Origin of the sequence: Arthrobacter sp. FW305-BF8, assembly GCF_021789315.1 — a bacterium.
GTDB lineage: Bacteria > Actinomycetota > Actinomycetes > Actinomycetales > Micrococcaceae > Arthrobacter.
Genome location: NZ_CP084561.1, coordinates 2,671,771 through 2,685,179, shown reverse-complemented (window position 1 = coordinate 2,685,179; position 13,409 = coordinate 2,671,771). Strand labels below are relative to the sequence as shown.

The window sequence follows — 13,409 nt, the reverse complement described above, 5'->3', positions numbered from 1 at the left end:
GCCTAGCGGGTCAGGCAAGGGCACGGAACGGCAACCGAGGAAAACACCTGCCCTAGGATTGTCCTCATGCTCTCGCGCCTGCCCGTTCTGCTTTGTCCCGTCTGCCGCCAGAACCTCCGGCCCGTCGGCGACGGCGGCACCGGCCGGGTCCGGGCGCTGGCGTGCCGGGAGCGGCACAGCTTCGACGCCGCCCGGCAGGGGTACTTCAACATGCTGGTGGGCAAGGGAACCGCCTTCGAATCGGATACCGCCGAGATGGTTGCTGCACGGTCAGCCTTCCTCGACGCCGGTCATTACCGGCCGCTGGCCGAGGCGCTGGCCCAGGCAGCCGAGCCGGCGTTGAACGGCCCCGCCCCAACGGTCCTCGACTCCGGGACGGGAACGGGCCACTACCTGCGGGCGGTCCTTGACTATCTGGGCGATCACTTGAAGACCAGTGCACATGGTGAGGGCGGCGACGGCGTGGCCGCCGTCGGGCTGGACATCTCCAAGTTCGCCCTGCGCCGCGCCGCCAAACTCAACCCGGAAGCTATCAACCTGGTGGGTGACGTCTGGCAGCCACTGCCGCTCCCGGACGCCGCCGTCGACGTCGTCACCGTGGTGTTCGCGCCCCGCAACGCGGCCGAGTTCGCCCGCGTACTCAAACCCACGGGCAGGCTCATCGTAGTGACCCCGCGCGCAGGCCACCTCGGGGAAATCGCCAGCCAGGCCGGGATGCTGGGCATCGACCCCGCAAAGGACGAGCGCCTCGCCGACGCGCTCGCAGGCCGCTTCTCGCCGCTGTCGACGCAGGACCTCGACGTGGACCTGTCCCTTTCCCCCGAGGACGTGGCCAACCTGGCGCTCATGGGCCCTGCCGGCCACCACACGGACCGCGCCACACTGACCGAACGGCTGGCCGGCTTTCCGCAGACCACAAGGGTGTCCGCCCGGTTCCGGATCAGTATCTTCGTGCCGGCTGAATCCGTGCCTTCGGAAAGCCCCGCTCCATAACGGCTTGGCCACGTTCCTGCGCTGCCTCCCATTCTCCTGCCGGGCGGTCCTGCTTCGGTCTACGATGGAAGAAAGTTACTGAGGGTCTGCCCCGCAGCCCTTGGAATCAAGGGGGAACGCGATGTTTGAATGGCTTGGGCAAAACTGGTGGGCGCTGTGGCTCACCCTCTTCCTGGTGTTCGCCGCCGTGGAAATGCTGACCCTTGACCTGTTTTTCATCATGCTGGGCGGAGGCGCCCTGGCCGGTCTGGTGGCCGACTTCGCCGGCGCTGACCTCTGGCTGCAGATCGTGGTGTTCTGCGTCGTCTCGCTGCTGATGATCGCCTTCGTCCGTCCGGTGACACTCAAGCACCTCCACAAAGGCCCGCCCGAGCAGCGCACCAACATCGACCGCCTGATCGGCGAAACAGCGCTCGTTTTGGAGGCCGTTACGGCCACCGGCGGACGCGTGAAGATCGGCGGCGACATTTGGAGCGCCCGCTCGCAGTCCGGTGTCCTGCCCGAAGGCCAGCGCGTGATCGTTTCTGCCATTGAAGGTGCGACGGCGGTCGTGTCACCCCAGGCTGAGACCGCCGTCCAGTAGGCGGATCCCCATGAGTTTCTGCTCCCGCCGCGGCGGAGCTGCAGATTGCGGCGAGTTTTTGCCAGGTTAGAGCTTCACTGAAAGTTGGGGACAAAGGAGAAGTATGGATAGCCCAGGAGGAATCGCACTCACGTTCGTGCTGGTGGTTCTGATCATTTTCGTCATCATCGTGCTGGTCCGCTCCGTGCGGATCGTGCCGCAGGCCCGCGCAGGCGTCGTGGAACGGCTGGGAAAATACCAGCGGACGCTCAACCCCGGCCTGACCCTCCTCATCCCCTTTGTTGACCGGCTCCTGCCGCTGCTGGATCTGCGCGAGCAGGTGGTGTCCTTTCCGCCGCAGCCCGTGATCACGGAGGACAACCTCGTGGTGTCCATCGACACCGTGGTCTACTTTCAGGTCACCGATCCGCGCGCTGCCACCTACGAGATCGCCAACTACATCCAGGCCGTGGAGCAGTTGACCACCACCACCCTGCGTAACGTGGTGGGCGGCCTGAACCTGGAAGAGGCGCTCACGTCCAGGGACCAGATCAATGGCCAGTTGCGCGGAGTCCTGGACGAAGCCACCGGCCGCTGGGGCATCCGCGTTTCCAGGGTGGAACTGAAGGCGATCGACCCGCCGCACTCCATCCAGGATTCGATGGAGAAGCAGATGAGGGCGGAACGTGACCGCCGCGCCGCGATCCTGACGGCAGAGGGAACCAAGCAGTCCCAGATCCTGACCGCTGAAGGGCAGCGGCAGGCCGCCATCCTCAAGGCCGAGGGTGACGCCAAGGCTGCCATCCTGCGCGCCGACGGCGAGTCGCAGGCCATCCAGAAGGTGTTCGACGCCATCCACAAGGGCAACCCGGACCAGAAGCTGCTGGCCTACCAGTACCTGCAGACCCTGCCGAAGCTTGCGGAAGGCTCCTCCAACAAGCTGTGGATCATCCCCAGCGAAGTCGGCGAGGCACTGAAAGGCATCGGCAGCGCTTTGGGCGGAACCAACCCTGATCCCCGGTCCGGCGACCTGTTCGGGGGCACGGACGGAGGCTCGTCCGGCCAGTCCGACGGCCACCCCGGCGAGGCGGCAGCCCGGACCCAGGCGTAGAGTTCCGGGGCAAGCAAAGGGAGGCAGGCCGATTGGCCTGCCTCCCTTTGCTTGCGCAGCTGGACGCGTTGCTGCGTCCGGCCGGATTGCTGCATGGGCGGATTGCTGGATGGCCGGATTGCTGCGGCCTGCCGGAATCCGTATAATGGGATATTTGTCCGGCCGGATCAGTCCGTGCGGAACAACAATGCTTGGCGAAGCGTTTCACCTAGTGATGCTACGTGAACCACACCGTAGTCCGGAGGCACCCTTATCAGGGCTTCCGGCTAGCGCGGAGTCCGCTCCGCGAACCGATTAGAGGGAGAAATCATGAGCGATCGCAGCCTGCGGGGCATGCGTCTTGGCGCCCAAAGCATGGAGACCGAATCCGGCGTGGAGCCGGCTCCGCGTCAGCGGGTTGAGTACCGGTGCGAGGACGGCGAACAGGTTTTCGTAACCTTTTCCTCCGAAGCCGAAATTCCCCCTGTCTGGGTTTCCAAGACCGGCAAGGAAGCGCTGCTCGTTGATGGCGAACGCCCGGACACCAGCAACGAAAAAGCAGTCCGTACCCACTGGGACATGCTGTTGGAGCGCCGCTCGCTTCCCGAGCTTGAGCAAATCCTCGAAGACCGCCTCACCATCCTGCGCGAGCGTCGCGGCGAACGGCGTTCAGCCTAACCGCTCCTAGCCGGCAGGCAGGCGCTACAGCCAAAAAGGCCGGATCCGCTGCACCATATGGTTGCAGCAGATCCGGCCTTTTGCGTATCCGCCCGGTCTTTGTGCCGCTAGTCGCGCGGGGTCTTGCCGGTCAGCTTCCGCCAGCGGGCGGTGAGGCCCCACTTGGTCACGTTGACCATGGCCTCAACCACGATATTGCCGCTCATCTTGGAAGCGCCCAGTTCACGCTCCACGAACGTGATGGGCCGCTCCACGATGTTCAGCCCCATCTTCGCTACGCGCCACGCGAGGTCCACCTGGAAGCCGTAACCCACGGAATCGACCTGGTTCAGGTTCAGCTTCTCGAGCGTCGTGCGCCGGAACGCCCGGTACCCGCCGGTCACGTCCTTGATCTTGAGGCCGAGCATGATGCGCGCATATGTGCTCCCGGTCCGGGAAATCGCCTGGCGGTACAGCGGCCAGTTCACGACGCTTCCGCCCTTCACCCAGCGGGAACCCATGGCGAGGTCTGCGCCCTGGTCCACGGCCTCCAGCAGGGAGGGCAGCTGTTCGGGCTGGTGCGAACCGTCGGCGTCCATCTCCACAAGGACGTCGTAGCCGGCGTCCAGTCCCCACTTGAAGCCCGCGATGTAAGCGGCCCCCAGGCCTTCCTTGCCCTTCCGGTGCAGGACGTGGACCTGGTTGTCCCCGGCAGCGATGCTGTCCGCCAGCTGTCCGGTGCCGTCCGGGCTGTTGTCGTCCACAACGAGGACGTCGGAAGCCGGCACGGCGGCGCGCAGGCGTCCCAGAGTCTTGGGAAGCGACTCCAGCTCGTTGTAGGTCGGGATGATGGTGAGGACACGCACAGGGGAGGCCTTTCCTGGATGGGAGCGGTCAGCACGTGCGGAGCCTGGCGGGAACGCCGGCTCGCAAAGCGCAACTCCCCATTATACGTGCCCCGGACGGCCCTTCCGTCCGTTTGGTCGGCATCGGGGCGGCAAGTGCCCGTTCGCGCTTGTCTTGCAGCAGCACTGGTGGCCGGGGTCGGGCTACGCCACGGGCGGGTCCACGCGCCACGGGCCAGTTGCCGATGCCGCGATGAGCGGATGGAGGAACTGTTTTCTGCTGCGCTTTGGACCCGCCCCGGAAGCTCAATGCTACGGACTGGCTGGGGGCTGTCAACAGCCCTCTGACCTGCCAGTTCATGTATCGCCGCAGGTCAGCGGCACTTCTTGGCGGGTGATGTGTCGTCAGATGGCGGCTGGATGGCGCAATAAGTCGCCGCCGGACCCGCGGGCTGTTCAGCCGCGCAGGGCCTCTGCGGAGAACAGCTCCAGCCCATTGCGCACCGTCTGCAGGCACCGGGGGTCCGAGCCTGTGTCAAGTGCCGGCAGCAGCGGCGTGCGGGCACGGGGATCCGTGCTCCAGGACTGGACCCTGCCGTCAGCCACCTGGACCATGAGCTCATCCACTTCCCAGACGGCGAAACTTGCGGGTGCGCCAGGTACCAGCTGGCCGGCCATCGGGTTTTCATACCGTGCGGCGCGCCAGCCCGCCCGCGTGTGGCCGAGGAAGGCTGCACGGGCGGAGATCCGCTGTTCGGCGTTGTGGTGTTCGAGGCAGGCCCGCACGCTGGACCATGGACGGAGCGGCGTCACCGGGCTGTCGCTGCCGAAGCAGATCGGGACGCCGGCGGAGTAGAACGAGGCGAACGGGTTCATGCCCCGGCTGCGGGTGCCCAGACGCTGCTCATAGAGGCGTCCCTGACCGCCCCACGCGGCGTCGAAGGCGGGCTGCGCGCTGACCGTCACGGAGTACTTCGCGAGGCGGGCAATGGCGTCGGCGTCGGCCATTTCGACGTGCTCGAAGCGGTGCCCGGCGGCCCGGACGCGCTGCTCCCCCACCTCGGCGGCTGCCTCATCGAGGGCCTGCAGGGCTGCATCGAGGCCGGCGTCGCCGATGACGTGGAATCCGCCCTGGATACCCAGCACGGAACAGGCCGCAAGGTGCGCGGCAGCCTCAGCGACGGAAAGGTAGGTTGTGCCGATCTCCTCCGGTGCGTCGGCGTAGGGTTCCCGCAGGGACGCCGTGCGGGAGCCGATGGATCCGTCGATGTTCAGGTCCCCGGCAAATCCGCGGACCCGGATGCCGAGCTCGGCAAGCAGCGCCTCGGCGTCGGCCGCCATCGGCGTCAGTTGCCCCCAGTACGGGAGCACCTCCGGCGCCGGACGGGAGCCTGCCGCGTCATTCCATCCGGCCGCCAGCCGCAGGTCCTCCATGCTGCTGATTTTTGGTGCACCCATCTCGGCCAGCGCTACATACCCGTTGGCCGCAGCCTCGTCCAGCGCACGACGCTGGTATTCCTGCAGCGCAGCCGATGACAGGCGGCGGGTGGCCTGCCTGGCAGCACTGTGGGCCTGGCGCTTGACGTGACCGCCGGGCGCGTAGCCGTCCAGCTCCGCCAGCCCGGCACTGGCCATGAGTGACGGCGAGACGAGGGCCGAGTGCACGTCAACACGGGAAAGGTATACCGGACGGCCAGCGGCAGCCCGCTCCAGCTCTCCGGCGTCCGGGAGCGTGGGGTTGTCCCAGCGGGACTCATCCCAGCCGTGTCCCAGCACTGCTCCGTCCCCTCCCGAGGCCGCGACTGCGTCCAGCAGTTCGCGGGCGGACCGGACACCGCCCAGTTGCAGTGAGTCCAGGGCGATGCCTGTCTCCGTCAGGTGGGCATGGGAATCGACAAATCCCGGGGCGACGAGGGCGCCGCGCAGATCGATGATGTCCATGGAGCTGTCTGCGATGGAAGCAGCAGCCTGCTCCGAACCGACCCACGCGACGGTGTCACCGTCCACGAGCATGGCCGTGGCGAAGGGATCGGCCGCGGTGTAGACGGAACCGTTGCGGTACAGCGTGACCTTTGACGGTCCGGTTCCCTCCGGCGGGCGGGCGGGGGCATCGGCCATGGAGGCGCTCCTTGGGGTGTTCAAACGGCGTACTGGTACGGAATTGACTGGTGCGGGGACGGGCCGTGCGGGCCGTCAGCCCACCGTGGAGTAGGCGACGACGCCCCGCCTGATCTGTTTGATGGCCTCGGCGCAGAGCCGGGCCAGCCGGGGGTCGAGGCCGGGAATCTTGGCAAGCTGGTCCAGCAGGTCGATCACCTGCTTGACCCACCGGACGAAGTCGCCGGCGGCCAGGTCGGTGCCGCTGAGCACCTCCTGCAGATGCCGGCCGCGGGCCCACTTGTACATGGGCCAGACCAGTCCAAGTTCTGGCTCGCCGGTAAGCGGCAGCTTGTTCTGTTCCTCCACGTCCTCCAGGGCGGACCACTCGTGAACCGCGATATCCACGGCCGTCTCAAGTGAAACGCTGGGCATGCGGGGCCGCAGGCCGCGGTCCTCCCGCTTGGCCTGGTACACCAGCACGCTGGCGAAGGCAGCCACCTCCACGGCGTCGAGGTCATCAAAGGCGCCCTGCCGCAGCGCCTGGGAGATCAGCAGGTCCTTCTCGCCGTAGATCCGGCGCAGCCGCTGGCCGTCAGTACTGATGCGGTGCTGCCCGTCCTCGGTGGATTCGAGGTAGCCGTAGGCCGACAGGACATCGCAGACCCGGTCAAACGTCTTGGCGATGGTGTTGGTGCGCCCCTGGATCTGGCGGACCAGGCCGTCGGTTTCCTTGCGAAGCTTCCACCAGCGTTCTGACCACCTTGCGTGGTCCTCGCGTTCGCTGCAGCCGTGGCACGGGTGGGCGCGCAGGGCACGCCGCAGGTCGGCGATCTTCTTCTCCTGGTTCTGCATGGCAGAGCCCAGCCCGAAGTCGGTGTTGCGGCTGCTTCCCCGGGCCGGCGGCCGGTTCTCCCGCAGCGCGTTCCGGACCGACGAGGCCAGGTCGCGCCGCGACTTGGGAACCTTGGCGTTGAAGGACTTGGGGATCCTGATCCGGGTCAGTGGGGCAATGGGCCCCTCGAGGTCATCGACGCCGATCCGGCGCAGCTGGTTTTCCAGCGTCAGGATCGCGGGCCTGGGTTCCCGGGAGCTGTGGTCGGAGCTCAGCACGACGGCAAAACCCGGGGCCCTCCCGGCCGGGACATCCACAACATCGCCCGGCAGGAGCCGGCTCAGGGAATCCTCGTTGAGCGACTTGCGGGCCCGCGACTTGCTCCGCGACGTGAAATTTTCAGCGTCGGAAAGTTCCCGCCGCAGCCGCGCATATTCGGTGAAGTCGCCCAGATGGCATGTCATCGACTTGGCGTAGCCCGCCAGGGATTCCTCACGGCTGCGCACCTGACGGGCCAGCCCGACCACCGAACGGTCAGCCTGGAACTGGGCGAAGGAGGACTCCAGGATTTCCCTGGCCCGCTGCCGCCCGAACTGGGCCAGCAGGTTGATGCTCATGTTGTACGTGGGCTGGAAGCTGGAATTCAGCGGATACGTCCGGCGGGAGGCAAGGCCGGCCACGGCGGCCGGGTCCGTGCCCGGCTGCCACAGGACCACGGCATGGCCTTCGACGTCAATGCCGCGCCGGCCCGCCCGGCCGGTGAGCTGGGTGTACTCCCCTGCCGTGATGTCCACGTGGGATTCGCCGTTGAACTTGTCCAGCTTCTCCAGCACCACCGAGCGGGCGGGCATGTTGATGCCGAGGGCCAGCGTCTCGGTGGCGAAAACCGCCTTCACGAGGCCGTCGGCAAAGAGTTTTTCGACGACTTCCTTGAAGGTGGGAAGCATGCCGGCATGGTGGGCCGCGAAGCCGCGGAGAAGCCCGTCGCGCCAGTTCCAGAAGCCCAGCACTTCAAGGTCGTCAGTGGGGATATCCTGGCCCGCTTCGTCCACGCGCTGGGCGATGATGCGCTGCTCCCGCTCCGTGGTGAGCCAGAGCCCGGACGCCACGCACTGGGCGACGGCGGCGTCACACCCGGCCCGGGAAAAAATGAAGGTTATGGCGGGCAGCAGGTCCTGCCGGTCAAGGCTTGCGATGACCTGCGGGCGGCTGGCCCTCCGTGCCGCGGTACGGGTCTCCTGCTGGGGCCGGTCGCCGTAGCGCTGGCGCTGCTGGCGCCGCTGACTCCGGCCGCCGTGGCCGAAGCGCCCCTGGAAGTTGAGCTGGCTTTCGGCCCGCGAGAGGGTCAGCAGCTCAGGATTGACCTCGAAACCGCGCTGACCGGCGTCCTCGGGTGACGGCGCCAGTGGCAGGGCATCCGCCGCCGCAGGGCTGCCGGCGGGGGCGATTTCGTCGAAGGTGGTCTCGCCCGCGAAAAGGTCCAGAATGTCCCGGCCCACCATGACGTGCTGCCACAGCGGCACGGGCCGGTGCTCGGAGACGATCACGTCGGTGTCGCCGCGGACGGTGTCCAGCCAGGCGCCGAACTCCTCGGCGTTGGACACCGTGGCGCTGAGGGAGGCCACCTGCACCTCGCTGGGCAGGTGGATGATGACTTCCTCCCAGACTGCTCCCCGGAAACGGTCGGCCAGGTAGTGGACCTCGTCCATGACCACAAAGCCGAGGTCGAACAGAGTGTCGGAGTCGGCGTAGAGCATGTTGCGGAGGACCTCGGTGGTCATGACCACCACGGGTGCGTCGCCGTTGATGCTGGTGTCGCCTGTCAGGAGGCCGACGTTCGCCTCGCCGTATTTCTCCGTCAGCTCGGTGAATTTCTGGTTGCTGAGTGCCTTGATGGGTGTGGTGTAGAAGGACTTCAGTCCGCGCTGGAGTGCCAGGTAGACGGCGAACTCGCCCACGATGGTCTTGCCGGCACCAGTGGGCGCGGCGACCAGCACCCCGCGGCCTTCCTGCAGGGATTTGCAGGCCTGCCGCTGGAAGTCATCCAGTTCAAAGCTCAGTGTGCGGGAAAACGCGCCCAAGTGGGTCTTTGCTTCCGCGGCCCGTTCGGCGCTGGCGCGGTACCGTTCGGAGGGCGACGGAGTGGTGGTGGACATTCCTCAAGCCTAGCGGTGGCGTGCCTAGAGATTCTTCAGCTCGCTGCTCGGAGTTCCGATATCGGCTGTGGCCTCTGTCTCAGCGGCGCGCTTCACTGCCCGGCGTGCCCGCCGGCGGTCGTTCAGGACGCACAGGCCGATGGCCAGGAAGAAGAGCAGGAGCATGGGGCCGGCAAGGTAGAACATGCTCATCGCGTCGCCGCCGGGGGCGGCCATGGCTGCGAACAGGCAGACAAGGAACACTGTGATGCGCCAACTCTTGATGAGCTGCTCCCCGCGGAGGATTCCGGCGAGGTTCAGCCCGACCAGGACAACAGGGAGCAGGAAGGCGATGCCGAACGCCAGCAGCAACCGCAGCACAAAGGACAGGTAGACCTGCGCGCTGATGAAGTTGGACCCGCCGGAGGGCGTGAAGTCGGTGAGGACCCGGACTGCATTGGGCAGGACAAGCCATGCCATCGTCACGCCGCCGATGAAGAGCGGCACTGCGGCCGCCACGAAGGACAACGCCAGCCGGCGTTCCTTCTTGTGCAGTCCGGGGACGATGAACGCCCAGAGCTGGTACAGCCAGACCGGGCTGGCCAGGATCAATCCCAGGAACACCGACACCTGGATCATCAGATCGAAGGAGCTCGCCACGCCGTCGAAGTTGAGTGACGCCTGCCGGCCCTCGCTCTCGTTGAGGTCCTTGATCGGTTTGATCAGGGCCGCGAGCATGGGCTGGTAGACCAGGAAACCCGCAACTGTGGCGAGCACAACGGCAATGGCGGATTTGAACAGCCGGTTCCTGAGTTCGCGCAGATGGTCCAGCAGAGCCATCCGTCCCTCAGGGTTGGATTGACGACTCATGGTCAGTGCCACGAAATCCTAGGCGCGGTTGGGCGGCGGAACGTCGTTCCCGTCTGCGGGACGGTTGTCCGTGGCGGCGGAACGCGGGTGATTGACCACGGTGCCTTCGACGGGATCCGAGCCGTCCTTGGCTTCAGGGGCTCCGTCCTTTTTCATTTCGCGGACTTCCGACTTGAAAATGCGCATCGACTGGCCGAGGCTCCGGGCCATGCCGGGAAGTTTCGGTGCAGCGAAGAGCACCAAAGCCAGGACGATGATGATGATGAGATGCCAGCCTTCAAGCCTCATGGTGGGTGTTCCTTTCGTTTAGCTACATCCTACGTTTATCTGAATTCGATGTCGCGCAGCCGCTGGGGCTGGCCCCGATCGGTCTTCCGGCGGACCCGGCGCTGGCGCCGGGCCTCCCTGCGGGCCTCTTTGGAAGCGTGGTAATCATGCTGCATCTGGTGCGGCGAGGCAAAAGGCGCCATGCCCGGCGCCACCCCGACGGCGTACGGGCCAGGCAACGGGTCCGCGCCCGCGGACGCTGCCGCCGCAACCGGAAGGCTGGTGAGTTTGTCGCCCGCTTCGCCGAGCTCCTTGACCGTTGCCATGAACTGGCGGAACAGGCGAACGCCCATGAGCACGAAGAACAGCAGCGACAGTGACACAAGCGCCACCCAAATAAGAATCCAGGACCACCAAGGCATGCTGAGTAGTCTAACTGCCGGACAGGTTAACTGTTGTACGGGCCAGCCGTTGTGCCGGCTAGCCCTTGTACTGGGCCAGGGCCGCCGCGATCCAGTCCCGCGAGGCGCGGGCAAGCGACTCAGGTTCCAGGATCCGTGCCGTCCCGCCGTGCTGGGCCACAAACATGGGGAGCCATGCCGTGTTGCCGAACCGGATCTCGGCCACCAGGCCCCCGTCCGGCAACGGCGCTGTCCGCTCGGCATAGTAATCGTCCGCGAGCCCGGCACCGCGCGCGGTGAGCTGGACGGTGACCAGGGTGTCGTCGTCATTGGGGGTGAACAGCTTTGCCGGGAACCCGCCGTCGGGCTTCATGCCGGACGAGACCGGCTTTCCGGTGGGGGTGAGGCCCTCGATCCGGTCCAGCCGGAAATTCCGCAGCCCGGCCGCCGAATGGCAGTAGGCCTCGAAGTACCAGGTGTTGTCCATGGAGTAGAGGCGCAGCGGATCCACGTCCCGCTCCGACAGGGTGTCCTTCTGCGCGGAAAGGTAGACGAGGTGCAGCTGGGACCCTGATTCAATCGCGTCCCGGATAACCTCGAGGTCGGCCGAGTTGCCGGGGCCCACCTCCGGCCCGGAGAGGGCAGCGGCACGGAGCCCCTCCTCCCCCGCGGCGGCCATCAGCTTGAGCGTCACCGATTCCAGGGCGCTGCCCTCGGCCAGCTCGGGCAGGCCGTTCAGGGTCTCGAGGCCCGTGAGCAGCGCGCAGGCCTCGTCCACGGTGAAGCGGACCGGCCGGTTCAGCTCCATGGACTGGCTGATGAACACGTGCCCTTCCTCCCACTGGATGTCCAGCAGCTCGTCGGGGTATCCCTGCGGCAGACCGGAACAGATCAGGATCAGCAGATCGCCCTCCAGTTCCTGCCGGGTCACCCCGAACCTGTCGGCGACCTCCTCGATGGGCAGGCCTTGGTTGCGGACCAGGAACGGGACAAGCTGCAGCATCCGCTTGAGCTGGTCCTCCGACGTGCGCTTGCGGGTCCGTTTTCCCGACCCGGCATGCGCGAACGAATAAGGCGGCACCGGGGCGTCGATGAAGGCGGCGGCGTTCTCCAGGCGGCGCTGCACGGCGGCGGACAGTTCCGTTGGGCCGACCACCCTGACGTTCGGCCCGTAGGAGGCCAGCTCCTCCCCGAGCACCTCAGCGTCACGGTAGGGGACGGTCAGCCGGTCCCACCCGGCGTCGGCCTCCTTACCCCGGGACGCTTCCCGGTCCGCGTCCCGGGACACAGTAGCCTCGGCGGCGCGCTTGCGCAGGCCCAGCAGCTTGCTGCTGCGGACGTCCACGACGGCGGCCCTGACCGGGAGCTCGGGAAGGCTGTCCAGGTCGGCACGCACGTTGAAACCGGCGGGCGGGGTGAAGGCCTCCCGCTCCAGAATTGTCACGGCGGACGTGAAGCGTGACAGCCGGAAGAAGCGCTTGGCGCCGCGGCCGCGGTCAAAGCCCACGAGGTACCACTGTCCGAAGCGGCTGCCGAGGCCCCACGGTTCAACGACGCGCTCCTCTTCCCGCCCCGTGCTGCCGGCCAGGTAGAGGAACTGGACGGCGTGCTGGGCGTGCATGGCGGTGACGAGGTCCTCGAACGCCTGCCCGGCGGGCTTGATGCGCGGCTGCACGCCCGCCGGAAGTTCGACGTCGACCAGGCCGCCCGCCGCCTGAAGTTTGCGTAGCGCGTTGCTCGCCGCCGTGCCCAGCGCCGCCTGCTCCCACAGCTGCGAAGCCAGCAGCAGGACCGCCCATTCGTCCGGGGTCAGCTCCACATCCGGGAGGCGGTTGGATTCCTTGCCGATCCGGTACCGCGTGGTGCCGGGATCGTCCGAACTCCAGCCCAGGTCCGTGACCGTCTCGACGTCGAAGCCGAAGTCTCGAAGGTCGTTCTTGTCGCGTTCGAACATGCGGCCAAAGGCGGCGTCGCTGGCCGCGCCGCCGGCATAGATTTTCTCCCGCAGCTCACTGCGCCGGAGGCCGTACCGCGAGTTCAGCAGGGCGATCAGGAGGTTCAGCAGGCGTTCAGTACGTTGGGCGGACACCCTCGTTACGTTACTAAAGCCGTTCCGGCAAAAACGCGAAAGCGCGGCAACAATCCGGAAAATCCTTCCGATTGTTACCGCGCTTCCGCAGTTCGGTGCTGGCCCCCGCCGGCGTGGGCCCCAGCCCTGGAGCCTGCGAGGGGCAGCGAGCCGGTGGGGACTAGCGGACGCCCACCAGGTCCACGACGAAGATCAGGGCCTCATTCGGGCCGATGGCTCCGCCGGCACCGCGTGAGCCGTAAGCCAGCTCCGAGGGGATCTCAAGGCGGCGGCGTCCGCCGACCTTCATGCCGAGCAGCCCCTGGTCCCAGCCCTGGATGACCTGGCCGACGCCGACGCGGAAGTCGAGCGGGGCTCCCCGGCCCCAGGATGCGTCGAACTCTTCGCCGGTGGACCAGGCCACACCGACGTAGTGGGTGGACACGGTGTCGCCGGCCTTGGCCTCGGGGCCGTCGCCCTCAACGATGTCCGTGATGACGAGTTCCGTAGGCACGGGGCCTTCGGGGAACTCGATTTCCGGCTTTTCACGGTCGATTTTGCGCTGGCCAAATGACATGGTTGCTCCTTC

12 protein-coding genes are annotated in these 13,409 nt (G+C 66.8%); 4 read left to right on the top strand and 8 right to left on the bottom strand.

Annotated features, from left to right (window positions below):
• Positions 1-66: 66 nt before the first annotated feature.
• From LFT45_RS11930 to LFT45_RS11915, 4 genes are all read left to right on the top strand, one after another.
• On the top strand, positions 67-993 hold the full coding sequence (locus tag LFT45_RS11930) for a putative RNA methyltransferase (RefSeq protein ID WP_236803401.1): 927 nt from the start codon (positions 67-69) through the stop codon (positions 991-993).
• Between the two features lie 121 nt (positions 994-1,114).
• Entirely contained in the window at positions 1,115-1,576 is a 462-nt protein-coding gene (locus LFT45_RS11925; protein ID WP_236803400.1) for an NfeD family protein, read from the top strand.
• Positions 1,577-1,679: 103 nt separating this feature from the next.
• Positions 1,680-2,666 (top strand): SPFH domain-containing protein, encoded by a 987-nt coding sequence (locus LFT45_RS11920; protein WP_236803399.1) that lies wholly within the window; start codon positions 1,680-1,682, stop codon positions 2,664-2,666.
• Between the two features lie 309 nt (positions 2,667-2,975).
• Complete coding sequence (locus tag LFT45_RS11915; RefSeq protein WP_003802221.1) at positions 2,976-3,323, top strand: RNA polymerase-binding protein RbpA; 348 nt, start codon at positions 2,976-2,978, stop codon at positions 3,321-3,323.
• A gap of 107 nt (positions 3,324-3,430) precedes the next feature.
• Here the strand turns inward: LFT45_RS11915 and LFT45_RS11910 are convergent, their stop codons facing one another.
• The 8 genes from LFT45_RS11910 to LFT45_RS11875 form a co-directional block, all read right to left on the bottom strand.
• Positions 3,431-4,168, bottom strand: a complete 738-nt coding sequence (locus LFT45_RS11910) for a polyprenol monophosphomannose synthase (RefSeq protein ID WP_236803398.1) — start codon at positions 4,166-4,168, stop codon at positions 3,431-3,433.
• A gap of 435 nt (positions 4,169-4,603) precedes the next feature.
• Positions 4,604-6,265 carry an amidohydrolase gene (locus LFT45_RS11905; RefSeq protein WP_236803397.1) on the bottom strand — a complete coding sequence of 554 codons (1,662 nt, stop codon included), beginning with the start codon at positions 6,263-6,265 and terminating at the stop codon, positions 4,604-4,606.
• Positions 6,266-6,340: 75 nt separating this feature from the next.
• Positions 6,341-9,235 carry a DEAD/DEAH box helicase gene (locus tag LFT45_RS11900; RefSeq protein ID WP_236803396.1) on the bottom strand — a complete coding sequence of 965 codons (2,895 nt, stop codon included), beginning with the start codon at positions 9,233-9,235 and terminating at the stop codon, positions 6,341-6,343.
• Positions 9,236-9,259: 24 nt separating this feature from the next.
• Positions 9,260-10,054, bottom strand: coding sequence for a twin-arginine translocase subunit TatC (gene tatC, locus LFT45_RS11895; RefSeq protein ID WP_236809321.1), 795 nt, complete (start codon positions 10,052-10,054; stop codon positions 9,260-9,262).
• Between the two features lie 48 nt (positions 10,055-10,102).
• On the bottom strand, positions 10,103-10,372 hold the full coding sequence (gene tatA / locus LFT45_RS11890; RefSeq protein ID WP_111904819.1) for a Sec-independent protein translocase subunit TatA: 270 nt from the start codon (positions 10,370-10,372) through the stop codon (positions 10,103-10,105).
• A gap of 35 nt (positions 10,373-10,407) precedes the next feature.
• On the bottom strand, positions 10,408-10,773 hold the full coding sequence (locus tag LFT45_RS11885) for an alkaline shock response membrane anchor protein AmaP (protein WP_236803395.1): 366 nt from the start codon (positions 10,771-10,773) through the stop codon (positions 10,408-10,410).
• Positions 10,774-10,831: 58 nt separating this feature from the next.
• Positions 10,832-12,841, bottom strand: a complete 2,010-nt coding sequence (locus tag LFT45_RS11880) for a helix-turn-helix transcriptional regulator (RefSeq protein ID WP_236803394.1) — start codon at positions 12,839-12,841, stop codon at positions 10,832-10,834.
• 160 nt (positions 12,842-13,001) lie between these two features.
• The gene (locus tag LFT45_RS11875; RefSeq protein WP_236803393.1) at positions 13,002-13,397 is read right to left on the bottom strand and encodes an FKBP-type peptidyl-prolyl cis-trans isomerase; all 396 of its coding nucleotides are present in this window, start codon (positions 13,395-13,397) and stop codon (positions 13,002-13,004) included.
• Positions 13,398-13,409 lie beyond the last annotated feature (12 nt).